The sequence below is a fragment of the Psychrobacter sp. AOP3-A1-26 genome, assembly GCF_052378235.1.
Taxonomy (GTDB): domain Bacteria; phylum Pseudomonadota; class Gammaproteobacteria; order Pseudomonadales; family Moraxellaceae; genus Psychrobacter.
Genome location: NZ_JBQSXN010000049.1, coordinates 1 through 23,756 on the forward strand (window position 1 = coordinate 1; position 23,756 = coordinate 23,756).

Genomic DNA, 23,756 nt, shown 5'->3' on the forward strand with positions numbered 1-23,756 from the left:
ACGATTGGGGTTTAAAACGCCAAACCAGGTGTTTTATTCCATTACTTAGCGTTGCACTTGGTGTGTTAATCTAAGCTATAAATAATGGATAGTTAATTTACCATTTCATGTTCGACTGTATCCAGTCTATTTTAAGCGGTCTATTTGACTGGCTTAAGTGGTGTATACCTAAAATATACCATTTTCAATTACTGACGTTTGTTGCCACGAATAGTAATTCCTCGTACTGTCTGATTAATATATCCCAAATTAGTTTCTATAAAATTATTCGCTTAGGTCAAGGTGAGTTGACGGGTATCATAAATAATAAACATTGCTAATAATTTATTCATAGTCCTGATTAAAAGTAACGGATAGCTCGAGAGCAGCTTCTCGCATAATAGGTACATATTCTAATAGCTCATCCAAAGTTTTTCTTACAGTTGGACCATGGGTGAATACTGTAGCAAACGTTTTATTTTCATCATTAGGAATGAGTACAGCACAAGCAACCATGCCTGGAATAAACTCTTCGTTGTCTATCCCTACTCTAGTATCCCGTGTCTTAGAAATAGTCTGCATCAATTGCTTTTTATCTGTTTGCGTATTGGTAGTTAATGCATGTATCGATATTTTATTAATGATACGTTCGCATTTTGCATTGGATAGTTGTGATAAGAATAACTTCCCACTTGCACTTGCCCAAATCGGTACATGAGTTCCTACTGGCAGATATATTTGAAGTGGCCAATCAGATAAAACGCGATCTACATAAACTACATCTAGGTCTTTCATAATTGCAATGCCTACGGTTTCTCCTATTTGTGCTGAAAGCTGCTGTAATATTGCAAGTCTTTCAATTTTAAAATGATTATTCTGTAATAGGTCCATAGCTAACTTATAGGTTCTTTTCCCAGAGGTCACCTTCCCAGGCAAGTCCAATTGTACAAACCCGATATTTTGTAGCTGATCTAATAACCTGTACATACTAGGTATAGGTACATCCAATGTATCTGCTAAGTCGCTAACGCTCATTGGTCTTTGCGATCTCGCCAGAATTTCCACAATCTGCAAAACCCGCTCAACACTTGAGCCCTTCTTTTTAGTATTACTCATATCTTTGTCACTCCCTAACCATATGACTTCTAATGTTTCTAATCATTATAACGATAATATTTAATGATTTAAGACTTGTCATTATAAAAATATTCTGTTATTTTCACATAACGATAAAATTTATATCGTTATGTGAAAATAATGAAATGGATTTTATGTATATATAGCACAGGGAGTGCATATGATAAGTTTATTGCCCATTTTGCTGTCGTTAGGTTTATTAATGTATTTGGCCTACCGTGGTCATAGCGTGATTTTGTTAGCGCCTTTGCTAGCAATGCTTGCTGTGCTTTTAAGTGGTGAGGCTAATACGATGCTAGGCGTCTATACGCAAGTATTTATGAAAGGTCTGGGTGGATACATCATCAGCTTCTTCCCGCTTTTTCTACTAGGCGCTATATTTGGTAAGTTGATGGATGATTCAGGTTCCGCACTTAGCATCTCAGAGTCACTCGTCACTAAACTCGGTAAGAAGCAAGCTGTTTTATCTATCGTCATGGCCTGTGCGATTTTAACGTACGGCGGTGTGTCATTGTTTGTAGTGGGCTTTGCTGTATACCCAATCGCTGCTGCTTTATTTCGCGAATTGAATATCCCTAAAAGACTTATTCCTGGTGCTATCGCCTTGGGTGCTTTGACCTTCACGATGACCGCTTTACCAGGGACACCGGCAATTCAAAATGCCATTCCTATGCCATTTTTCAAAACAGATTCTTTTGCTGCCCCTGGTCTTGGTGCTATTGGTGGCTTGATCATGTTAGTAGGCGGAATGATTTGGCTTAATTATCGTACTAAAACAGCTCTAAATGCAGGAGAGGGTTATGGTCAACATCATCATGATAAGTTAGCGGTAGTCGATCATAGCGCCAAGCCTTCATTACTTGTAGCGTTATTACCAATCATCTTAGTCATATTGATTAATTTCATTTGCACAAAATGGCTATTACCTAGTATGGATAACAGCTATCTAGCAACTGAAGAGTTTGGCGCTGTTCCTCTATCTAAAGTTCTTGGTATTTGGGCTATTGTTATAGCTTTGGTAGTGTCTTGCGGAGCGATGATTCTGCTCAATTGGAAGCGTTGGAAGGACCTAAAAGAATCGCTCAGTGAGGGTGCGCTAGGGTCATTGCTACCAATTTTTAACACGGCATCTGAAGTTGGATATGGGTCAGTTATCGCTACTTTAACCGGGTTTATCATTGTAAAAGAATTCTTATTAGGTTTGTCTCCGGAGAACCCTCTAATTTCAGAGGCTGTTTTCGTAAACGTTATGGCAGGTATTACTGGCTCAGCGTCTGGTGGACTAAGTATTGCTCTCAATACCATGGGGGACAACTATCTTCAGTTAGCTTCTCAATTTGGTATCAATCCCGAGTTAATGCATCGTGTAGCTTCTATAGCATCAGGTGGTTTAGATGCTCTTCCTCATAATGGTGCAGTTATAACTCTACTCGTAATTTGTCAGCTCACTCATAGAGAGTCTTATAAAGATATTTTTGTGGTAGCTGTTGCGGTACCTGTACTAGCTCTCATAGCAGTAATCACCTTAGGCACATTGATAGGTTCGTTTTAGCACAGTATTAAACACATAGTGATCAACACAAGGATAGTTAAATATGTCACATAGTATTCTTCTCCCAAGAATCATGGAGGTAGGCCGCGATGCATGTCAAAAGCTACCGACCATATTAGATAGTTTGGGTATTAAAAAGCCTCTCATCATTACGGATGAGATGATGGTTAAACTGGGTTATGTGGACAAACTACAAACCATTTTGAAAGAGGTTCAGATTACAGCTGATGTATTCTCAGATACTATGCCTGAGCCTACTGAAAGCTCTATTGAGTCAGGGGTGCAGCAGGTACGACACCAAGAATATGATGGTTTGATTGCCTTAGGTGGCGGGAGTCCTATAGATAGCGCAAAAGCAATTTCAATTTTAGGGAAATTTGGTGGCGTCATTAATGACTATAAATTTCCTCGTCAAGTAAATGAAGCAGGTTTACCTATTATTGCGATACCTACTACGGCCGGAACAGGGTCAGAGGTTACTCGATTTACTATTATTACTGATGAAACAAATAACGAAAAGTTGTTATGCGTTGGTATGGGATTTATGCCTATAGCCGCCATTATTGATTATAGCCTTACTATGAGTGTGCCTCCTCGAACCACTGCTGATACTGGCATTGATGCAATGACTCACGCTATAGAGGCTTATGTCAGTCAAAAACGTAACGCTTATAGTGATCAACAGGCTTTAGCTGCATTACGTTTGATTGGGCCCAATCTACAAAAGGCCTATCATAATGGCGAAGATGAGGATGCTCGTGAAGCCATGATGTTAGGTTCTACGTTAGCTGGTATTGCATTCTGTAATTCATCGGTGGCTTTGGTGCATGGAATGAGCAGACCGATTGGCGCTTTTTTTCACGTACCGCATGGTTTATCAAATGCGATGCTATTGCCAACTATTACTGAATTTGGCATATCAGGCACTCCTGAACGATATGCAGATTGTGCACGAGCATTAGGAGTGGCGAGCTTTGATGATACTGATAATCAAGCGAATATAAATTTGATTACGTATCTGAAAAACCTCAATATCGAGCTCAAAGTGCCTACATTGGAACAATTTGGGATTCAAAAAATTGATTTTGATGCGCTAATAAATACCATGTGTGAACAAGCATTTTCCTCTGGTTCACCTAACAACAACCCCCGAATACCGAGTTTGGAAGAAATGGTTCAACTTTATACATTGTTATGGGCAGAAAGTAGCTCAGATGATGTTTCGACAAGCTAATAAAACTAAAGCTTACTTTTAATCTACGTATAAACTAAATGCTATAAAAGGAATATATATTATGCAAACTATCGGACATTTTATTAATGGTCAGGAAATTAATGAAGCGAGCCAAACACAACCTATTTATAACCCTTCTACTGGTGAAGTAAGTAAACAGGTTGCTTTAGGTAGTTCTAAAACTATTGATGAAGCGGTTATCGCTGCAAAAGCGGCCTTTCCAGCATGGCGTAAAACGCCACCTATGAAACGCGCTAGAGTCATGTTCAAATTCAAAGAGCTATTAGAAAAAAATGCTGATGAAATTTGCAGGCTAATTGGCGAAGAGCATGGAAAAATTTCGCATGATGCCGCCGGTGAATTACAACGCGGTATCGAAAACGTTGAATATGCTTGTGGTGCACCAGAGTTATTAAAAGGCGAACATAGTCGTAATGCGGGTCCAGATATTGATTCTTGGAGTGAGTTTCATCCACTAGGAGTAGTGGCTGGCATCACCCCATTTAATTTTCCTGTTATGGTTCCTCTTTGGATGTTTCCTATGGCTATCGTCTGTGGAAACACCTTTATTCTAAAGCCATCTGAACGTGATCCAAGTGCATCGCTGTTTATCGCAAAACTTTTAAAAGAGGCGGGTTTACCTGATGGTGTTCTTAACGTCGTTAACGGAGGTAAAGAGGCGGTTGATGCTCTATTACATCATTCAGATATTGAAGCTATAAGTTTTGTAGGATCTACTCCAATTGCTGAGTATATCTACACTACAGCAACAGCCCAAGGTAAAAGATGTCAAGCTCTAGGCGGGGCAAAAAATCATGCAATCGTCATGCCTGATGCGGACCTAGATAATGTGGTCACTTCTCTATTAGGGGCTGCATTTGGCTCGTCAGGCGAACGTTGTATGGCTTTATCTGTTGCGGTAGCAGTAGGTGATGATATTGCTGATAAAATGGTTGAAGCATTGCAGCCGGCAATACAGCAACTAAAACTAGGTGCTTATTCGGACAAAGAAAATGATTTTGGCCCTGTCATTACTCAGGCTCATAAAACTAAAATTTTGGAGCATATCAAAAGTGCTGCAAACCAAGGAGCAAAAGTAATCATTGATGGTTCTAATGCGGCACCAGCAGGTCATGAGAAAGGGTTTTTCGTTGGTCCTACTCTGATAGACAATGTGACAAAAGAGATGGACAGTTATGATGCAGAAATTTTTGGTCCAGTGCTTCAAATTATGCGTGTTCAGACAATGGAAGAAGCGATAGAGCTTATAAATGAACATGAGTATGGTAATGGAACGTGTATTTATACCCGAGATGGAGAAGCGGCTCGCTATTTCGTTGATAATATCCAAGTCGGCATGGTTGGGGTAAATATCCCATTACCAGTGCCAGTAGCATCACAGAGCTTTGGAGGTTGGAAGCGCTCATTGTTCGGAGATCTATTTATGTATGGTCCAGACGGTGTAAGATTTTTTACTCGCCGAAAAACTGTTACTCAGCGTTGGCCTAGTGCAGCAATACGAGAAGAGAAGCAGTTTTCTATGCCAACATAAAGCTCGTCTATATTAATCTCAGTTCGAAAGTCCACTAATACAAGTTTAAATAGAAACAGGACCTCTTACATGGGCGAAATATAAAGTACAAGCGCTTAAGCCTCTAGATAATATTCTAATCAACCACCGCTCTTTAATTGAGACGGTGGTTTTCAAGTTGAAAAATATGCAAGACTAAAATCTTTACAGATTGTGCTGTTACAGTACCCACTGCTAATCTGATATCAGGCTTGATTGCTTATTACTAGTATTCTTTTAAATATACTCTTAAAAACATACCTGCATAAACATATCTGAAGAATTCTCATTTAATAATTTGCTTATGGTGCCATTACACTAATAAGAATTGACAAATCAAAATTACTACGTTAAAAGTATACATAACGATAATCATCTTATCGTTATGTATACTTTTTTATCTACGTCCTTTAATAAGCAATGTAGAAAATATTGCTGTAAACAGTATGGATACTGGGACAAAAACAAGAGGGAACGAGCATGATTTATGCAGCACCAGGACACGCAAATAGCTTACTTAGTATTAAGCCACGCTACGGCAACTACATCGGTGGCAAATTCGTCGAACCTATAGGAGGCGAATATTTCATTAACAATACTCCAATAAACAATGAACCCTGTGGTGAATTTCCACGTTCTCAACAAGCTGATGTGGACTTGGCCCTTGATGCGGCCCATGCCGCAGCAGAAGCATGGGGTAAAACCTCCGTCCAAGACCGTTCATTGGTCTTATTAAAAATAGCTGATCGAATCGAAGCCAATCTTGAATATCTAGCTGTAACTGAAACTTGGGACAATGGTAAACCGATTCGTGAAACTCTCGACGTTGACGTACCACTTTCAGCAGACCACTTCCGCTATTTTGCTGGCTGTATTCGCGCTCAAGAAGGTGGTGCATCTGAAATCAACGAAACTATGGCAGCTTACCACTTTCATGAACCACTCGGCGTGGTAGCACAGATTATTCCATGGAACTTTCCACTCTTGATGGCCGCATGGAAATTAGCACCTGCACTTGCCGCGGGTAATACCATCGTGCTTAAACCTGCCGAGCAAACCCCATTGTCGATGACCGTACTGTTAGAGTTGATTGGCGATCTCCTACCAGCAGGTGTGCTCAACTTGGTACATGGTTTCGGCAACGAAGCCGGTGAGGCGCTTGCCTCAAGTCGTCGTATTGCAAAAATCGCTTTTACCGGCTCAACCCCAACTGGCATGCATATCATGAAACATGCAGCAGTCAATCTAATTCCAAGTACCATGGAACTTGGCGGTAAATCTCCCAATATTTTCTTTGCTGATATTATGCAGGCCAATCCAAAATTCATTGACAAAGCCGTCGAAGGCTTGGTGATGGGATTCTTTAACCAAGGTGAAGTCTGTACTTGCCCATCGCGTGCTTTGATCCATGAATCTATCTACGAGCCTTTTATGGCAAAAGTCTTAGAAAAAGTCCGCAATATTCGTCAGGGTAATCCTCTCGACACTGAAACTATGCTGGGTGCCCAGGCCTCAGCGCAACAGTTTAAGAAGGTTTTGGACTATATCGAAATTGGTAAAAATGAAGGTGCGGAAGTCTTAATTGGTGGTGAAAGCCAGGTGCCATCAGATACACTAAAAGAAGGCTACTATTTACAACCCACCCTGCTCAAGGGCCATAACAAGATGCGCATCTTCCAAGAAGAAATATTTGGTCCTGTGGTCGCAGTCACCACTTTTAAAGATGAAGATGAAGCCATCGCTATTGCCAATGACACTGAATATGGTCTTGCTGCAGGGGTATGGACCCGAGATATTAGTCTGGCCTATCGCATGGGTCGCGCTATAAAGGCTGGGCGAGTCTGGACCAACTGCTATGGTCTACACCCTGCGCATGCAGCCTTTGGTGGTTATAAAAATTCAGGTATCGGACGTGAAACCCACAAGATGATGCTAGACCATTACCAACAAACCAAAAATCTCTTAGTCAGTTATGACGACAATTCAATGGGACTCTTCTAGTTTCTCCATGTAGTAACCATCAAACTGATTCATATTTAAAAAGGATATTTACTTATGCGTTTTTATGATTATTTAGTACCTAACGTCAATTTCTTTGGTCCAGGCTGTTTAGAAGTTGTAGGACAACGTTGTCAGATATTAGGTGGAAAACACGCCTTGATTGTCACCGACCCATTTTTGGCTACACTCAAAGATGGTGCTGTTGAAAAGACTATTGCCTACCTCGATGCAGTCGGTATCAGTAGCAGCGTGTTTTCTGGCGTTCAGGCAAACCCTAAAGATTCCGATGTAACATCCGGACTAGCATGCTACCAAGATAATCAATGCGACATGATCGTTACCGTAGGTGGGGGTTCTCCACATGATTGCGGTAAGGCTATTGGTATTATGGCCACACATTCAGGCAAGATTGGCGATTATGCAGGTATCGATACTCTGAGCCATCCACTTCCTCCAATCGTCTCAGTAAATACCACGGCGGGTACTGCCAGTGAAGTCACACGCCACTGCGTGATTACTGACACCAAAACCCAATTGAAATACGTCATCGTCAGTTGGCGTAACTTGCCTATGGTCTCGATCAATGATCCATTGTTGATGATTGGTAAACCACGTGCTTTGACGGCTGCGACTGGTATGGATGCCCTAACCCATGCCATTGAAGCCTATGTTTCAGTAGATGCTAATCCAGTTACCGATGCAGCTGCCATTCAAGCTATCAAACTGATTGCTAACAACCTACGCACTGCAGTCGCCAATGGTAGTGATCTTAAAGCCCGTGAAAATATGGCTTATGCTTCGCTATTGGCGGGTATGGCCTTTAATAATGGTAACTTAGGTTATGTGCATGCTATGGCACATCAACTCGGTGGTTTATATGACATGCCACATGGTGTTGCCAATGCAATATTATTACCGCATGTATGCCGTTATAATTTGATCGCCAATGTACAAAAATTTGCTGATATCGCAGAATTTCTCGGAGAAAATACAGTAGATTGTTCAGCGATAGAAGCGGCTGAAAAAGCCATTAATGCCTTGTTTAGACTTTCTGCCGATGTCGCCATCCCTGGCCATCTCAGCGAATTAGGAGTCAAAGAGCAAGACTTTGAACTCATGGCAGATAATGCATTAAAAGATGGTAATGCCTTTAGTAATCCACGCAAGGGAACAAAAGAAGATATCGTATTAATTTTTAAAGATGCATATTGATGATGTAGCAATAAATACTGTTGATATTTACTATTGGCAGTTTAAAGAATAACGAGAAAATAGATGAAGCTATCCTAGGTAATAAAAATTATTGAGGATAGCAATTCCTAATCTAATGCGGTTATCAAAATTAATCAAGAGAACAATGCTGAGTACGAGTATCGATGCCTATGTGGCGTACTAAACACGAATAGAAAATGCATAGTAAGTACATTACAAAGCACATTGCGTAATATTTCATAAAATTAAACAATTAACATCTTTAGCTTACAGCCAAATATTCGAGTCCTAACTAGAAAGTTGAATGTTCGCTAAGTACATTAAAACTACCTTATCCACTCAAACCATTGGTGCTACTAGCCTAAATATCTAAGGGTCCATTTTAAATAAGGATTAGTGGTCACGAAGGGTAGTATTTTCTAAAATATATCGAGACCATCCCAGATTCTGTGTAACTGCCCTTTAGATTAAATGCTTACTGATACGGTCATCAAACATAATCATAAAACGATTCAGAGCAGACGTCCAGTTACGGATTGGCATCGACCACCTTGACGACGCCTGCTGAGTTGCTAGGTAGACTACCTTGAATGCTGCCTGATCAGACGGGAACACCTTACGTTTATTCACCGCTGTCCGAATGACGCTGTTTAGCGATTCTATCGCATTAGTAGTATAAATCACTTTTCTGATGTCTTTCGGATACTCAAAGAACACCGTTAAGCCCTCCCAGTTATTACGCCAAGACTTGACCACGTGCGGGTACTCTGTGCCCCAAGTCTCATCAAAGTGCTCGAGATTGGCCTCTGCTATCTCAAGCGTATCAGCGCCGTAGATGGCTTTTAAATCAGCCGCTATTGCCTTTTTATCCGTCCACGGCACAAACTTCATTGAATAGCGTACCATGTGTACGATACACAGCTGAACCTTGGCTTTGGGATAAACGGTATTGATGGCATCAGGGAAGCCCTTTAGACCGTCAACACAAGCAATGAGGATATCTTGTACCCCGCGGTTTTGTAATTCAGTGAGAACACCTAGCCAGAACTTAGCGCCTTCATTCTCTGATAGCCACATGCCAAGCAGCTCTTTTTTACCATCAAGTCCCACGCCTAGCGCCAGATAGATCGCCTTGTTGATGATCTGCTTGTCTTGGCGTACCTTAACGACGATGCAGTCCAAATAGACGATAGGATAAACACTGCTCAGCGGCCGGTTCTGCCAAACGGTGATGTCCTCTAATATGTTATCGGTGACTCTTGAGACAAGAGAGCTTGAGATGTCGACGTCATAGAGCTCTTTGATGCTCTCTACAATCTCGGTAGTGGTTTGACCCTTGGCGTATGAGCGAGGATCAGCAAGTGTCTGGGAGACACTTGCCCGAAGCGCAAGACGTAAGGCTATGCCTGTAGTGAAATATGATTTTATCATCAAGGCCACTAATACGGGTTTGATGCTTACGCACTAACGCAGGTTCAAAGTCACCATCACGGTCTCTTGGGGTGGATATCTCAAGCTCGCCTGTGTCACTGCGGACGGTCTTTTTAGTGTGCCCATTGCGCTTGTTAGGCTTGTCTGCTTTCTCATGCTTGGGGTAGCCGAGATGGTCTTCCATCTCAGCCTCTAAGGCAGTATCGATAAACGACTGCATGAGCTGCTTCTGAAAGTCTTTGATGTCATCGAAGCTGTTCATGCTACCAGCCATTTGCTCGGCCAGTTTTTTAATGTCAGATTGAGTAGTCATTGCTTATTCTCCTGTTAGTGGATTATAAGCAGTTACACACTTTTTAGGAAAGGCTCTCAAACTCAAAAGGCGATACATAGCCCAATGCACTGTGTATACGCTTTTTATTGAACCAATCTACCCAATTCAATGTCGCAAGTTGTACATTCGCTAAACCTTGCAAATCTGCTTTCAAATATTCAATCACCTCTGTTTTGTATAACCTATGCCCTGTTACAGCCAAAGCATTATCAAGGCCTAGTTATATATTTTTTCTTATGTTATCAAGCCAAGCTTGCATACTTGGTGTAAGCAAGCGATGACGGCGCCAAGCCATGACAAGCTCCCATTTTAACTGAGGTTGGGTTAGTGGCAAGCAGACTAATCCTGTTAAATCCAACTTTTGAGTATAATATTGAGGCAAAAGAGTCACACCCATATCCTGTTTTACCATGTCAAGAAGCAAGTGCCACTGATTGGTTTGGCAAATAATATTAGGTTCAAAACCTAGTGATTGACAGTTTTCTATAATCATTGGAGTAAATGATGAATTGGAGGTAAATAAAATTAGGGGTGCATTTGATAGTGATTTAAGTGTTACCTTCGTTTTTCGCTTACCCATACGGTTTTTATTTGCTACGACCACCACTGGATAGCAACATATCGACGAGTAGTCAAAATCATCGTCAATCGGCTTCATCAATGTTGCCACATCAAGTTGCCCCTCTAGAAGGGCCTGCTTAAGTGACTCAGCACCATCTTCGATAAGTGAGGTTTCTATACTAGGATGCATTTGGTAAAAGTTAAAAATAGCTTTGCTTAGTATTTCACTGCCTAACGGTGAAATCCCTAGACGCAACTTACCACCTATTAATTGCTGATAATCTACTACTGTTTGTTCAAGATTATCTGCCTTTTGTAAGATATCCACTGCTTGAATATAGAGGTGTTCGCCAATTTCCGTTAAATTAACTAGCCGCTTTTTTCTATGAGTCAACGGCTTATCAAACAGAGCTACGCCTAAATATTCTTCAAGGTTACTGATGGATTTGGTAACGGTGGGTTGAGTTAAATTGAGTTGGATACTGGCTTGAAGAAACCCACCTGTTTTTACGACTGTCACAAAGCAGCGTAATTGCTTGAAAGTTATCATAAATAATAGACCACATTTAAGAGAAAGAACGAAATTTATTATAGAAATTGGGAATAAAAATAAAAATATAATTCATAATTTATGACTATAGTATTTTTATAATAAGTAGTCTCTAATCAACAAACAACAACTATTATGCGTAATCTTAATCTTCGTCTATCCTCCTGTTTTTTAGCTAAAACAAAACTGGCACTTCAAAGGTTCTATGGCCAATCATGGCTTCATGTCCTTATGCAATGCGCTATTATCGCAGCTGTCTGGTATTGTGCTGCGATATTGGTTGAGTTATTGCATTTACCCGTATCCTCAGGCGTCTTAGGAGTATCTTTAATGCTGATCTTATTAATGAGTGGTGCTATCAAGGTTAACTGGGTCAGACTGGGGGCAAAATTTGTTTTGGGTGAATTAGTATTAATGTTTATCCCACTTATGATGTCAATACTTCAATACAAGGCGCTATTTATCAGTAAGGGCTGGCAATTAATGCTGACAATTATCTTAAGTACCGCGATGGTGATGTTAAGCTCAGCATTAACCTTTATTATGGTGCACCGTTTGCAACGTAGATTGTATCGACATCAGATTCATAAAGCCCAATTAAACCTAAAAAATAATGATAATGTGTGAGGATTTACAATGAATGTCTGGTCAATCCTTTGTCTCATTTGGACATTAGCTGCTTATTATATGGCTAAAGTAATCTATGTGCGCTATCGAAAATCTTGGCTAAACCCAGCTATCACGGTTCCAGTAATAACGCTTTCATTAATGATTATCTTTAATATCTCTTATGATACTTATTGGAAAGATACAGCTTGGATTGTGCAGTTACTTGCCCCCGCAACGGTTGCGTTTGCTATACCTATTTATGAATATCGTCGTTTAATACGTCAACATGCTTTGGCTTTGACCGCTTCTATAACTGTTGGGATGGTGGTGGGAGTCTTAAGCATATACCTATTCACTGGTTTGTTCCATTTTGATAAGACCTTGACCTATAGCTTGATGGCCCGTTCAATATCGACACCATTTGCGTTAGACTTATCTGAAAAAATTCACGGATCTTCCTCTTTAGTTTCATTGTTTACTTTGATTACAGGGATTGTGGGAATGATTTTAGGGGATATGATTTTGACTTTTTTTCGTATTCGCTCACATCTTGCAAATGGAATCGCATTTGGTAATGCATCACACGGTTTTGGTACAGCCCGGGCAAGTCAGCGCAATGAGGACGAGGGCGTTATAGCTAGTTTAACAATGATTTTAGCGGGATTGTTTATGGTATTCTTAGGCCCTTCATTAATACATGGCGTAATGTTATTTGGGCAAGTTTAAACAAATCTTAGATTAACACATGAAGTGCAATACCAAATGCGAGGTGAAAAAAAGACCTAGATGCGCTAGCATCAAAGTTTATATCCACCGACCAAAGTGAGATTGTAACCATGAACTATACACATCTAAGCCTAGGTGAACGATATCAGATTTATGCCCTTAAAGGTGCGAAACATAGTATTAAATTTATAGCTGATGCATTAGGCAGAAGTCCTAGTACTATATCAAGAGAGCTTAAGCGTAATAAAAGCCTGCGAGGTTACCGAGCTCATTATGCCGATAACAAAGCTCGTGCAAGACGATCAAACAATGCTTTCACTATCATCACTGACGTATGGGATTGGGTCACAAACAAGCTTAAAGACAGCTGGAGTCCCCAGCAGATAGCCGGGTTTCATGGTGGCATTAGTCACGTGAGCATCTATCGCTATATCTGGAGTGACAAGAGTAAAGGTGGCACGTTATGGCAGTGTCTTAGACGTAAAGCCAAACCTTATCGTAAGCCACTAACTACTGAGACCCGAGGTCGTATCAATGACAGAGTCTCAATCCATAAGCGCCCCTCCATAGTTGATGCGCGCACGCGGATTGGAGACTGGGAGGCGGATACGATTATCGGTCAGCATCACAAGCAAGCGATTGTGACGATCGTTGAGCGCCGTACAGGACTGCTTAAGATGAAACGTGTGCTTAAAAAGAGTGCATCACAAGTGTCAGAGGCGATGATAGATCTTTTAACCCCAGTAAAAATACAGGTCAAAACGATTACCTCTGACAATGGTAAAGAGTTCGCAGATCACAAAAAAGTGAGGCAAAAACTCTTTAGTCCATTCTTCTTTGCTGATGCTTATGCGTCTTGGCAACGAGGTACGAATGAAAATACTAATGGCTTGATCAGAGAGTTCTTACCTAAAGGCTGTGATTTTAGACAAGTCTCTGATCAAGAGATTCAAATGATTGAGAATAAACTAAATAACAGACCAAGAAAACGGTTAGATTTCAAGACTCCTAGTCAGGTGTTCTATAATATTATTTAGCGTTGCACTTGGTATGTTAATCTAAGAATATATATAGAGACCCTAATCTATATTAAGAATAGATATGATATAGTCAGTTCAAAATAAAATTGTTATGGTTAGGACAAACATCATAAAACAACTTGGATAAGTCGTTTTCCAACCAGCCTTGGCGTAGAAACTTTACTTGTGCCCATTTCTTTTCAATAGGGTTCAAATCAGGGCTGTACGGTGGCAGCCATAGAATACGATGACCATGCCTATTCAGTAGCTTTTGAATGCGCTTACTCTTATGAAATCTGGCATTATCCATCACAATCACGCATTTGGTTTTAAGACTTGGGATTAGGGTTTGTTTGCACCATTCGTAGAATATGCTGCTGTTAATGTTGTGCTTAAAGTAATCTAGTGCAAACAGCATCTTTTCATAGAGAGCACCGATAACGTTGGTTCGCTTTTTACCTTGCCAGTTGTAGCTATCGATACAAGGCTTACCAATCGGTGCATAACCATGAGAGCGAATGGTCTCGTGCTCAAAGCCGCGCGCGTATATATAAACGATGGGATAGCCTTGCTGCCTAAAGCTATTAAGCTTACTGTGGTATATCGCTCTTTTGATCGGACAGGCTTTTGGATGCTCTAAGGTCTTTTTTTTGACTGATGCCTAGGCGCTTTAGGGCATGATAAATGCCTGTTTTACTACAGTTTAAGCGACGAGCTCGCTCATGAGCTATGCTGAAGAAACCGTACAACTAAACTTGGTAAACTAAGCACAATTATAGGAGTTTACCATGACCAAGAAATTAAGAACCTACAGTAACGAATTTAAAGCTGAAGCTGTCAAAAAGATAACAGACAACAATCGTAACTTGAGTGCAACTGTTCAGCAGCTCGAAATAGAGATGCAAACGCTCTCAAATTGGCATAACAAAGCCAATCAAGGCAAGCTTGTAGGAACAAAGCAGTATGACCCTGAACTTATGAGTGCGCTTGAAGAGGTAAAACGCCTAAAGCGACAGCTTAAAGTTGCCGAAGAGGAGCGCGAGATCTTAAATGAGGAGGGATAAAGCGAAGCACTGCTTCGCCCCGACGCAAGATGAGAGCTATGCTCGAATGAGGCGACGGCGTACTTCGCGAATGAGGAACGTTAAGAAACAGTCTGGGAGACTGTTTTAGTGACGCAAGGCGAAGGGCTATGCCCGCAGTGACAGCTAGTCAAGTACGCCTTTATCAAAGACAACCAGCAAATCTTTAGCATCAGTAGGATGTGCCGCGTACTTAGCGTTAAACCATCGAGCTACTACGACTGGCTGAGTCGTGATATCAGCTGTCAGCAGGTACACCGTAATCAGTGCGAGCTACTAGTTAAAGCCGCTCATAGTGAGACTCATGAGCGCTATGGTGTTGAGCGTCTGCATGCAACGCTCACCGAGCAAGGGTATGATATTAGTCTATACATGGTCAGAAGCATCAAAGAGGAACACGGCATCAAATGCCGTCGTCATAAGCGCTTTAAAGTCACCACTGACTCTAATCATCACAAACTGGTCTATCCAAACGTGCTCGATCAGAAGTTTGACACCAGTCGCCCTAACCAAGCATGGGTAAGCGATATTACTTATATCTGGACACATGAGGGCTGGTTGTATTTAGCGGGAGTCAAAGACTTATATACCAAAGAGCTGGTCGGCTATGCGATCAACAAACGCATGACCGCAGATTTGGTCTGTCGCGCATTGAACATGGCCATCAGGAATAAACGTCCAAACAAAGGGCTAATCGTTCACTCTGACAGAGGCAGCCAGTATTGCAGCCATGCCTACCACAAGATCGTTAAGCAGCATCAGTTTACAGGTTCAATGAGCGCTAAAGGTAATTGCTTCGACAATGCTCCAATAGAAAGCTTCTGGGGCATATTGAAGAATGAGTTGGTATATCATAAGGATTATAAAACTAGATTTGCCGCCATTACCGATATCATTAGATACATCGAGCTATATTACAACCAGACTAGGATTCAAAAGGGCTTGAGCTATAAATCGCCAAGACAGATGTGGTTTGATTATTATCGTCAAGCTGCGTAACTAAAATCTCCCAAGTTTATGTATACGGATTTGACGGCAGGGGTCAGTCTCTGACGCCACAGCCTCTCACTGTCATTAGCCGTATTTTATCTTCTATTGTAGAGTGACAGCCGTTATAAGTTAGGGCATGATCGCCAATAAACTGGCGTTTGCAGTCCTTACATTGATAGTTCTGCTTGCCATAGCTTTTTTTGCCGTTTTTCTTTAAACTGGGACTGTGACAGTCGGGGCAATTGATCTGTATTTGTGTCTTCATAACCTCAAATATATCATCTTGCTTCGGCTGTCACCCTTCTTTTATTACTCCAGCATACTTTTTGATACACCACCCTATTTTGTAATATCATTCTATATCTAAATAGATATTGATGATAAATTCATCTATGCGCATCTCATGACTCCGTTGTATTCTTGGTCGAAAACACTAGATTAGTGCTCTGCTCTTCTTTTTTCAATCACTTTCAAAGTTGAAAGTGGGGTATAGATCGATAGATTATTAAAAGTATTTATTCAACATTGGGATTTATATATTCTATTTACGAATTAGGTCTTTCGCTGATAAAAACCTACAATAATATTCATGAATTTAAAACTGCCTAAAAAAGGAAAAGTCAATGGCGCGTCTAACTGTAAACACTATTGAAACTGCTCCAGAAAAAGCCAAAGAGCGTATTGCTGCGGTCGAAAAAGCAAACGGCTTTATCCCTAACTTAATTGGCGTATTATCAAATTCACCCCAAGCGTTAGAGATGTACCAAGAAGTCGGGAAGATGAATAGTCGTAATAGCTTAACTTCTGAAGAAATTGAGGTTGTACAGATTACCGCTGCAGCTCACAATGGTTGCGACTTCTGTATAGCAGGTCATACTAAGGTGGCTACGAAACTAAAAATGCCAGAAAATGTAGTAAACGCCTTACGTGAACGTACCAATATCGAAGATAATACTAAATACCAAGCGATTGCTCAATTTGTTATGCAATTAATTGACAAACGTGGTCAAGTCTCAGATAGCGAATTACAAGCCATTAAAGATGCAGGTTATAACGACACCAATATTCTTGATATCGTGATGGGCATTGCCTTAGCAACTCTTTGTAACTATGCGAATAATGTAGCTAAAAATGATATTAACCCAGAATTACAACCTTTCGCTCCAAAAAAATAAAGCTAACGTAATAAGCAAGTCGTTGAGATTTTGCATATTTGATTGCATAAAACCGTTCATCTCAACCAAGTGATGAGCGGTTTTTGCATTTTTAGTTATTCCTCCATCAATATTTAGGTTGTTTCATCTCATGAGCCATCAAATCTCAACCAATTTTGCCACCTTTTACGATAAACCTCTTATGTCAAATACTTCATTGCCATTGATAGCACAGTGGAAAGATAGGCCGCGGTTGCTGCAAAACATTGGTGATGCAGCAAAGCTAATCCTTGACCCCATTGCCATTGACAAAGGTTATTATCCTATTAAAGAAATGGGAGAGTTGGCTAAACTTGGAGCGTTTGCATCGCATTTGAGCAGTCAAAACAATGGCTTTATGACAGCTATTGAGAGCACAGCGCAGATTTCTAAAGTTTGTGGTACAACGGGCTTTTTATCGTGGTGTCATCAGGTTATGGGTTTTTATCTTGACCAATCTGAGAATACATCTCTCAAAAACCGTATATTACCAAATCACACATTGGGCAATACATTCGGCGGTACAGCATTATCCAATCCAATGAAAACTTGGGCAAATATTGAACCTATGATTTTACGTGCCAAGAAAGTAGAAGGCGGTTATCGTGTGTCTGGCACCTTGCCTTGGATTAGCCATATTGCACCGCATCAGTATTGTGGTGCGGTAGCAACGGTAGAATCTATTAGTAACATCAGCAATGACTTGCCATTCGATATTTTCTTTTTGCTAGCGTTTGATGATGAGAGAAAAAGGGAGTGGAGGTTAAGCCAATGTCCCACATTTAGTGGAATGGAAGGTTCTAGCACTTGGAAAATTGAGCTAAATGATTATTTTGTACCGACCGACGATATTATCGCCGACCCTGCGAAACCTTTTATCGAGCGTATTCGAGGCGCGTTTGTACTCATGCAGTTGGGTATAGGTATTGGCATTATCCAAGGGGCAATTGATGATATTCGTGCGGTTGAAGGGCAACTCGGTCATGTCAATCAGTTTTTGGAAGACCAAGCAAGCGGCTTGCAATTGGCATTAGACAATACTGTGGATCACACTCGAGAGCTTGCCAAAACACCATTTAACCCTAGCAAAGACTATCTGCTAGATGTTCTAGATTTACGTATCCAAAGTGCCAAATTATCGCTAGATGCTACGCAAGCAAGTCTTTTACATCAAGGTGCAAGAGGTTACTTGATGACGTCTAATCCGCAACGGCGTATCCGTGAAGCTCATTTTGTGGCGATTGTGACCCCTGCGATTAAGCATTTACGCTTTTTGTCCCATCAACTAATGACTGAGATTACGCCTAATTGATTTTATCTTTTTTTAATTAAAAAATGAGTGGTGGCGTTTTGAATATGCTCAAAACTTAATAACAGAGAAAGATATGAACATAGATAAAGATAACAATCCAACTGACGGACGTGGTGAGTGGAAGCAGTTCTTATGCCGTGCCTGTGGTTGGATTTATGATGAAAAGCTGGGTGACCCAGATGGCGGTCTTCCCGCAGGCACTCGCTATGAAGATATTCCGGAAGATTGGCAATGTCCATTGTGTGGTGTAACCAAACGAGATTTTGAATTATTTATCCCGCGCTCCATTAACATCGTCAAGCCCCAAATTAATCCTATCAGTAACACAGGGGGATTGGTGGTAATAGGTGCAGGTCTAGCAGGTTGGGCTGTGATTGAATCAGTGCGTGTTTTGGACGCAGACTACCCCATTACCTTAATTACCGCAGACAGTGGTAATAGATACCATAAACCGCAATTATCAATTGCTATTAGCCAAAGTAAAAATGCTGAGAATCTGATTACTCAACTTGCGACTGCCGAAAGTGAGCGTTTAAATATTGGTTTGGTCGCCAATACGTTTGTCATGCACATTGACACCCTTAACAAGCAAGTGCGTACCACTAGGGGTGATTTTAATTATGACTCACTGGTATTTGCGATAGGGGCAAAACCTGTTTTACCGAAAAGCTTACTACCAAAATTTGTTTGGCGAATTAACCATGTCGATATGTTTGCTAAACTGCAACAAAAATTGGCAGTAAAACCCAATCAGTTGGTAGCAATTATCGGTGCAGGGATGATAGGTAGTGAGTTTGCCGAAGATATTGTCAAAGCAGGACATCAAGTCATCTTAATTGACCGTAACGCATTGCCACTTGCTGAAATTTTGCCGACCAAAGCTAGCCAAATGGTAAAAGATGCTCTCGTGCGTACCAATATCAATTTTTTAGGAAATAACACAGTTAGTTCTATTGATAAAAATGAAAATGGTCAATATGAAATTCACTTTGCCGATAACGATAAAACGATTACAGTTGATGAAGTGGTTGCCAGCACAGGATTAATTGTAGATGGCCGCTTGCCTAACCGTGCAGGAATTAGGTTTGCGCCACAGCAAGGGATTATTGTCGATAATCAGACTTTGCAAACATCACAAGCCGATGTCTACGCGATTGGAGACTGTATGGCAATCGATGGTCAAGCATGTCGTTTTGTTGCACCGATACGCCAGCAAGCAGATACCATCGCTCACCAAGTACTGGATCTGGACAGTGAAGGCTATAGTCACCAAACTCCTGTGGTTCGGCTAAAAACCAAATCAGTTGCGGTGACAGTGACAGGTAGTCCATGCAGGAATTCGCATTGGGAAACGATTGTTGATGATGGTAAGACTCTGATTATGCAACAGGCGATAGAAGCGGGCGATGGACGAGTGGAAATCGTGGCGGATATGGATTTTTCATTATAAAAATCATAGGTTAAATGACAATATTGATATATCAAAATATGATAAGTATTTTTGTTGAGCTTTGCTGATCGTCAGCGGTCTAATCTTTTAAAAACTTTAAAGTAAAAATTTATGAGCAACCATCAGAATAATATTTTCCGCCCTTATAACAGCGATCAACAATTGCATTTTGGTAGTTGTACTTGTGGTAAACACACTAGTCAATTGGAATGCACTGCTAGTTTTAGCAATGAGCAAACACGGCAAGTTACATATTTGCAAAAAAGCTATGGCGAACAAAGCACTACTGAGCAACTGAGCCATGATTTTATCGAGGCGGTAGCAATAAAAGCCTTGTTTCCACATGAGCCGACTCGCCGAGCGTTTTTAAAATCTGTTGGCACAGGGACTGCAATGGCGGCGATTGCTAGTGTTTTGCCAATTGCAAGCCTACAAGAAGCAGCGGCATTGGATAAACTTAATCCAGAGAAAAAACAAGTTAATATTGGGTTTTTACCGATTTTGTGCGCGACACCCTTGATTATGGCTGATCCAATGGGTTTTTACCAAGAGCAAGGCCTCAAGGCAAATTTACTCAAGCGAGCAGGTTGGGCTTTGGTGCGTGACCAAATGGTAAATCGTGAGCTTGATGCGACCCATTTTCTTGCACCGATGCCGATTGCTATTAGTTTAGGGCTCGGCTCTGCACAGCAAGATATGAAAGTAGCAGCAATTCAAAATACCAATGGTCAAGCCCTTGTTATGTCGCTCAAGCACAAGGATAATCGTGACCCAAAAAATTGGAAAGGGATGACCTTTGCCATTCCGTTTGAGCATTCAATGCACAATTATTTATTGCGTTACTTTTTGGCAGAACATGGACTTGACCCAGATAAAGATGTAAAACTGCGACTTACCACACCGCCTGATATGATTGCCAATCTTAAGGCAGGCAATATCGACGGATTTTTTGGACCTGAGCCATTTAATCAGCGAGCAGTTTGGGATAAGGCAGGCTACATTCATACGTTAAGTCAAGATATTTGGAACGGTCATCCGTGTTGTTCGTTTGGCACATCGCAAAGCTTTATCAATGAAAATCCACAAACTTTTTTGGCAATGAATCGAGCTATTATAAAAGCGAATATTATGGCAAATGACCGTACCATTCGGCATGGACTTTCTACCTTGTTGTCAAAACCAAATTATCTTAATCAACCAGAATTAGTGCTTCGTCAGTCACTGATGGGTCGATTTGCTGATGGTGTTGAAAATATTCAAGATTTTCCAGACCGTATGAGTTTTGATGTATTACCTTGGTACAGCGTGGCTGTATGGATGATGACACAGATGAAACGCTGGGGTTATCTCAAAGAGAGTGTTAACTATCAAGATATTGCCGAAAAAGTATTTATGCTCACTGATGCCAAAAAACAAATGCAATTGATGGGTTACCCAGTTAAAGATAAATTAAGCAAAGATGGATCCGGCTTGGCAAGCGGCTATCCTTCTTTTAGCGTGATGGGTAAAGCATTTGACCCTAGTAATCCGAATGAGTACCTCAATTCTTTCGCTATCGGTCATAAAGGGTAAATCGCTACATGAAAAACATTTCTACCAAAACCAAAGGTTACCTTTTATCCTTATTAATTCTGCTCTCTACGCTTGGTATTTGGCATATGGCCACTTTACCAATACAATTTCATGCACCGACTGACCCACTCAAACTAGAATATAGTGTGCTGATGGGAGATATCCCCGAAGGCACAGAAGCAGGGGCGGTAGTCAAAAGACAGAAGAGTGAATTTCCAAGTCTAGCTGATTTTGCTAAAACTTCTTGGGGACATATTTCTGACCCATTTTATGACAGGGGCTTGAATGACAAAGGCATTGGCATTCAGATTAGTTACTCGATAGGGCGTGTATTGCTTGGATTTTTCTTAGCAATGATTGTTGCTATTCCACTTGGTTATATGATTGGTATATCACCTGTATTAAACTACGCATTAATGCCGTTTATTCAACTGCTAAAGCCGATTTCACCACTTGCTTGGATGCCGATTGCGCTTTACACCATCAAGGATTCTGATGCATCAAGTATCTTTGTGATTTTTATTTGTTCAATTTGGCCAATGCTGACCAATACTGCTTTTGGTGTCGCAAATGTCCGCCGTGAATGGCGCAATGTCGCTCGTACGCTTGAGTTATCACCAATGCAAACAGCGACCAAAATTGTTATTCCTGCGGCTGCACCGACTATCGTGATAGGAATGCGGATTTCAATGGGGATAGCATGGCTTGTCATTGTGGCAGCAGAAATGCTCGTTGGCGGTACAGGGATTGGCTATTTTGTGTGGAATCAATGGAATAACCTTTCAATTGCTAATGTGATTTTTGCGGTATTGCTTATTGGGGTAATAGGTATGATTTTGGATTCATTGTTTGGGTTATTACAAAAAAAGGTGAGTTATGTCGAATAATGATGCTCAAAATTTGATTGAATTAAGAAATTTAACCAAACACTATGGCACAGGCGAAAACGTGTTTGAAAACGTCAATTTTGATATCTATAAAAACGAATTTATTTGCCTAATTGGGCACTCTGGCTGTGGTAAATCCACGATTTTAAATGCTCTAGCGGGGCTAGAAAAAGCTAGTAGTGGCGAAATAATCATGGGGGACAAAGCGGTTACTGCTCCAGGTTTAGAGCGTGGTGTTGTGTTCCAAAGTCATGCCTTACTTCCTTGGCTCTCCGTCAGCGACAATATCGCCTTTGCTATCAAAGCCAAAACCCCTAATATCTCTGCCAAATACTTGGATGAACAGATAAACCATTATCTTGGTATGGTTAGCTTGGCAGGAGTCAAGCATAAAAAACCCAGCGAATTATCTGGTGGTATGAAACAACGTGTTGGTATCGCTCGTGCATTTGCAACTCAGCCCAAAATGCTCTTAATGGATGAGCCGTTTGGAGCGTTAGATGCTCTAACGCGTGGCGTGATTCAAGATGAACTGGTTAATATCGTTAATGAAACCCATCAAACAGTTTTTATGATTACCCATGATATTGACGAAGCAATTTTACTAGCTGACCGCATTTTTTTGATGAGTAACGGCCCTAGAGCTTTTTTGGCAGAAATTGTTGAAAATACCATTCCTAAGCCACGTCATCGAGATGATATTCACCACCATAGCCACTATTATAAAATTCGCAACCACTTACTTGATTTCTTATTGCATCGTAGTAAAACTTTACAACAACAAAGTGATCGAGGAACGTTACCAAGAGTGATTAATTTTAAACATGAAAGCTGGGATGGGTTATAAGGAATATTGATACTCCACTAGAACCAGTGCAAATATTTGTGAACCGCCCCGGCTATATTGGAGGCAATTTTTTCGAATCAGAATGTATGATTAGAATCTATAAGATTAATCATTATATGTCTGATCGCATTGTGTCTATAAGAAGGCAAATAAACAATTAAAAAACCTCAGCTATCATCCCTGCTTTAACACCCTATAAACCGTAGCCACCCCAACACCAACCGCCTTAGCAATCTCCTCTTTCGTCATATTGTTTTGACTGGCCAACTCTCTAATACGATTATGTTTCACTGTATTGGCTTTCTTACCTGTGGGCTTATAACCACTATTCGCTAACCCCTGCTTAATACGCTCTCTACGCTTATCGTTATCAAGCTTTGCCATCGTTGCTAACAAGTCGATCAGCATATGGTTAATCACTGCTAGGATCTCACCTGTCATGCCCTTACTTACCGTATGCGTGGTTGGTAGATCGGCCACCACCAATCGCAAGCCCTTGTCTTTGATG

At 40.9% G+C, this 23,756-nt stretch carries 18 protein-coding genes and 5 pseudogenes; 15 read left to right on the forward strand and 8 right to left on the reverse strand.

From position 1 onward, the window contains the following. Nucleotides 1-324: 324 nt before the first annotated feature. Nucleotides 325-1,095 (reverse strand): IclR family transcriptional regulator, encoded by a 771-nt coding sequence (locus tag ACT3TU_RS09130; RefSeq protein WP_174660670.1) that lies wholly within the window; start codon nt 1,093-1,095, stop codon nt 325-327. A gap of 181 nt (nt 1,096-1,276) precedes the next feature. Here ACT3TU_RS09130 and ACT3TU_RS09135 point away from each other — a divergent pair, with 181 nt between their 5' ends. From ACT3TU_RS09135 to ACT3TU_RS09155, 5 genes are all read left to right on the forward strand, one after another. Then, nucleotides 1,277-2,668 carry a GntP family permease gene (locus ACT3TU_RS09135; protein ID WP_298872567.1) on the forward strand — a complete coding sequence of 464 codons (1,392 nt, stop codon included), beginning with the start codon at nt 1,277-1,279 and terminating at the stop codon, nt 2,666-2,668. 43 nt (nt 2,669-2,711) lie between these two features. Further along, nucleotides 2,712-3,902: an iron-containing alcohol dehydrogenase gene (locus ACT3TU_RS09140; protein ID WP_201560991.1), complete on the forward strand. Its 1,191-nt coding sequence runs from the start codon at nt 2,712-2,714 to the stop codon at nt 3,900-3,902. 61 nt (nt 3,903-3,963) lie between these two features. Next, entirely contained in the window at nt 3,964-5,454 is a 1,491-nt protein-coding gene (locus tag ACT3TU_RS09145) for a CoA-acylating methylmalonate-semialdehyde dehydrogenase (protein WP_201560992.1), read from the forward strand. 498 nt (nt 5,455-5,952) lie between these two features. Then, the gene (locus ACT3TU_RS09150; protein ID WP_443530493.1) at nt 5,953-7,473 is read left to right on the forward strand and encodes an aldehyde dehydrogenase family protein; all 1,521 of its coding nucleotides are present in this window, start codon (nt 5,953-5,955) and stop codon (nt 7,471-7,473) included. A 54-nt stretch (nt 7,474-7,527) separates the two neighbouring features. After that, the gene (locus ACT3TU_RS09155) at nt 7,528-8,685 is read left to right on the forward strand and encodes an iron-containing alcohol dehydrogenase (RefSeq protein ID WP_444784299.1); all 1,158 of its coding nucleotides are present in this window, start codon (nt 7,528-7,530) and stop codon (nt 8,683-8,685) included. A gap of 462 nt (nt 8,686-9,147) precedes the next feature. Here ACT3TU_RS09155 and ACT3TU_RS09160 read toward each other — a convergent pair. The 3 genes and pseudogenes from ACT3TU_RS09160 to ACT3TU_RS09170 form a co-directional block, all read right to left on the reverse strand. Beyond that, a pseudogene (locus tag ACT3TU_RS09160) lies at nt 9,148-10,429 on the reverse strand (IS256 family transposase). Between the two features lie 43 nt (nt 10,430-10,472). Continuing rightward, nucleotides 10,473-10,661: pseudogene (locus tag ACT3TU_RS09165) on the reverse strand (IS3 family transposase); the annotation flags it as partial. A 9-nt stretch (nt 10,662-10,670) separates the two neighbouring features. Further along, on the reverse strand, nt 10,671-11,561 hold the full coding sequence (locus ACT3TU_RS09170) for a LysR family transcriptional regulator (RefSeq protein WP_192520903.1): 891 nt from the start codon (nt 11,559-11,561) through the stop codon (nt 10,671-10,673). Nucleotides 11,562-11,696: 135 nt separating this feature from the next. Here ACT3TU_RS09170 and ACT3TU_RS09175 point away from each other — a divergent pair, with 135 nt between their 5' ends. From ACT3TU_RS09175 to ACT3TU_RS09185, 3 genes are all read left to right on the forward strand, one after another. Beyond that, the gene (locus ACT3TU_RS09175; RefSeq protein WP_192520905.1) at nt 11,697-12,188 is read left to right on the forward strand and encodes a CidA/LrgA family protein; all 492 of its coding nucleotides are present in this window, start codon (nt 11,697-11,699) and stop codon (nt 12,186-12,188) included. Between the two features lie 9 nt (nt 12,189-12,197). Further along, entirely contained in the window at nt 12,198-12,896 is a 699-nt protein-coding gene (locus tag ACT3TU_RS09180; protein WP_444519222.1) for an LrgB family protein, read from the forward strand. 110 nt (nt 12,897-13,006) lie between these two features. Further along, nucleotides 13,007-13,933, forward strand: a complete 927-nt coding sequence (locus ACT3TU_RS09185) for an IS30 family transposase (RefSeq protein ID WP_444784300.1) — start codon at nt 13,007-13,009, stop codon at nt 13,931-13,933. 73 nt (nt 13,934-14,006) lie between these two features. Here ACT3TU_RS09185 and ACT3TU_RS09190 read toward each other — a convergent pair whose 3' ends face one another. Next, entirely contained in the window at nt 14,007-14,531 is a 525-nt protein-coding gene (locus ACT3TU_RS09190; RefSeq protein ID WP_443215911.1) for a transposase, read from the reverse strand. Beyond that, nucleotides 14,506-14,640: pseudogene (locus ACT3TU_RS09195) on the reverse strand (IS630 transposase-related protein); the annotation flags it as partial. The pseudogene ACT3TU_RS09195 and the gene ACT3TU_RS09190, both read right to left, overlap by 26 nt. A gap of 63 nt (nt 14,641-14,703) precedes the next feature. On the opposite strand from ACT3TU_RS09195, the pseudogene ACT3TU_RS09200 reads away from it, so the two are divergent. Further along, nucleotides 14,704-15,996 (forward strand): annotated as a pseudogene (locus ACT3TU_RS09200) (IS3 family transposase). Between the two features lie 46 nt (nt 15,997-16,042). Here ACT3TU_RS09200 and ACT3TU_RS09205 read toward each other — a convergent pair. Then, nucleotides 16,043-16,252, reverse strand: a pseudogene (locus ACT3TU_RS09205) (IS1/IS1595 family N-terminal zinc-binding domain-containing protein); the annotation flags it as partial. 358 nt (nt 16,253-16,610) lie between these two features. Here ACT3TU_RS09205 and ACT3TU_RS09210 point away from each other — a divergent pair. From ACT3TU_RS09210 to ACT3TU_RS09235, 6 genes are all read left to right on the forward strand, one after another. Beyond that, complete coding sequence (locus ACT3TU_RS09210; RefSeq protein WP_192519720.1) at nt 16,611-17,162, forward strand: carboxymuconolactone decarboxylase family protein; 552 nt, start codon at nt 16,611-16,613, stop codon at nt 17,160-17,162. A 130-nt stretch (nt 17,163-17,292) separates the two neighbouring features. Next, complete coding sequence (locus tag ACT3TU_RS09215; protein ID WP_443512918.1) at nt 17,293-18,492, forward strand: acyl-CoA dehydrogenase; 1,200 nt, start codon at nt 17,293-17,295, stop codon at nt 18,490-18,492. Between the two features lie 73 nt (nt 18,493-18,565). Next, entirely contained in the window at nt 18,566-19,942 is a 1,377-nt protein-coding gene (locus tag ACT3TU_RS09220; protein WP_192519722.1) for an FAD-dependent oxidoreductase, read from the forward strand. A 111-nt stretch (nt 19,943-20,053) separates the two neighbouring features. Next, nucleotides 20,054-21,514, forward strand: coding sequence for a CmpA/NrtA family ABC transporter substrate-binding protein (locus tag ACT3TU_RS09225; protein WP_192519723.1), 1,461 nt, complete (start codon nt 20,054-20,056; stop codon nt 21,512-21,514). Nucleotides 21,515-21,522: 8 nt separating this feature from the next. Further along, nucleotides 21,523-22,401, forward strand: coding sequence for a nitrate ABC transporter permease (gene ntrB / locus ACT3TU_RS09230; RefSeq protein WP_192519724.1), 879 nt, complete (start codon nt 21,523-21,525; stop codon nt 22,399-22,401). Next, on the forward strand, nt 22,391-23,248 hold the full coding sequence (locus ACT3TU_RS09235) for an ABC transporter ATP-binding protein (RefSeq protein ID WP_192519725.1): 858 nt from the start codon (nt 22,391-22,393) through the stop codon (nt 23,246-23,248). Before ntrB ends, ACT3TU_RS09235 begins: the two co-directional genes overlap by 11 nt. Nucleotides 23,249-23,422: 174 nt before the next feature. Here the strand turns inward: ACT3TU_RS09235 and ACT3TU_RS09240 are convergent. Next, nucleotides 23,423-23,756 (reverse strand): helix-turn-helix domain-containing protein (locus tag ACT3TU_RS09240; protein WP_444784301.1); only part of this gene is annotated, 334 nt, incomplete at its 5' end.

Bases quoted from the DNA above. Each gene is read 5' to 3' on its own strand.
- ACT3TU_RS09130 (WP_174660670.1), bottom strand. From the start codon at position 1,095: ATGAGTAATACTAAAAAGAAGGGCTCAAGTGTTGAGCGGGTTTTGCAG.
- ACT3TU_RS09135 (WP_298872567.1), top strand. From the start codon at position 1,277: ATGATAAGTTTATTGCCCATTTTGCTGTCGTTAGGTTTATTAATGTAT.
- ACT3TU_RS09140 (WP_201560991.1), top strand. From the start codon at position 2,712: ATGTCACATAGTATTCTTCTCCCAAGAATCATGGAGGTAGGCCGCGAT.
- ACT3TU_RS09145 (WP_201560992.1), top strand. From the start codon at position 3,964: ATGCAAACTATCGGACATTTTATTAATGGTCAGGAAATTAATGAAGCG.
- ACT3TU_RS09150 (WP_443530493.1), top strand. From the start codon at position 5,953: ATGATTTATGCAGCACCAGGACACGCAAATAGCTTACTTAGTATTAAG.
- ACT3TU_RS09155 (WP_444784299.1), top strand. From the start codon at position 7,528: ATGCGTTTTTATGATTATTTAGTACCTAACGTCAATTTCTTTGGTCCA.
- ACT3TU_RS09170 (WP_192520903.1), bottom strand. From the start codon at position 11,561: ATGATAACTTTCAAGCAATTACGCTGCTTTGTGACAGTCGTAAAAACA.
- ACT3TU_RS09175 (WP_192520905.1), top strand. From the start codon at position 11,697: ATGCGTAATCTTAATCTTCGTCTATCCTCCTGTTTTTTAGCTAAAACA.
- ACT3TU_RS09180 (WP_444519222.1), top strand. From the start codon at position 12,198: ATGAATGTCTGGTCAATCCTTTGTCTCATTTGGACATTAGCTGCTTAT.
- ACT3TU_RS09185 (WP_444784300.1), top strand. From the start codon at position 13,007: ATGAACTATACACATCTAAGCCTAGGTGAACGATATCAGATTTATGCC.
- ACT3TU_RS09210 (WP_192519720.1), top strand. From the start codon at position 16,611: ATGGCGCGTCTAACTGTAAACACTATTGAAACTGCTCCAGAAAAAGCC.
- ACT3TU_RS09215 (WP_443512918.1), top strand. From the start codon at position 17,293: ATGAGCCATCAAATCTCAACCAATTTTGCCACCTTTTACGATAAACCT.
- ACT3TU_RS09220 (WP_192519722.1), top strand. From the start codon at position 18,566: ATGAACATAGATAAAGATAACAATCCAACTGACGGACGTGGTGAGTGG.
- ACT3TU_RS09225 (WP_192519723.1), top strand. From the start codon at position 20,054: ATGAGCAACCATCAGAATAATATTTTCCGCCCTTATAACAGCGATCAA.
- ntrB (WP_192519724.1), top strand. From the start codon at position 21,523: ATGAAAAACATTTCTACCAAAACCAAAGGTTACCTTTTATCCTTATTA.
- ACT3TU_RS09235 (WP_192519725.1), top strand. From the start codon at position 22,391: ATGTCGAATAATGATGCTCAAAATTTGATTGAATTAAGAAATTTAACC.